This is a genomic window from Micromonospora yasonensis (assembly GCF_026013475.1).
GTDB classification, from domain to species: domain Bacteria; phylum Actinomycetota; class Actinomycetes; order Mycobacteriales; family Micromonosporaceae; genus Micromonospora; species Micromonospora yasonensis.
Map to the genome: position 1 here is coordinate 1 of NZ_JAPDPH010000506.1, position 284 is coordinate 284.

A 284-nucleotide genomic window follows, 5' to 3' on the forward strand; every position below is an offset into this window, starting at 1 on the left:
TGGAGACCGAGCCGCACATCCTGACCACCCGGGTGATCGACCTGGTGATGCCGATCGGCAAGGGTCAGCGGGCGCTGATCGTGTCGCCGCCGAAGGCCGGTAAGACGATGGTGCTGCAGGCGATCGCGAACGCGATCACCCGCAACAACCCGGAGTGCCACCTGATGGTGGTGCTGGTCGACGAGCGGCCGGAAGAGGTCACCGACATGCAGCGGTCGGTGAAGGGCGAGGTCATCGCGGCCACGTTCGACCGTCCGCCGCAGGACCACACCACGGTGGCGGAG

At 67.6% G+C, this 284-nt stretch carries 1 pseudogene; it reads left to right on the plus strand.

The annotated features are described in order from the left end of the window. Nucleotides 1-284: pseudogene (locus ONA70_RS36575) on the plus strand (transcription termination factor Rho); the annotation flags it as partial.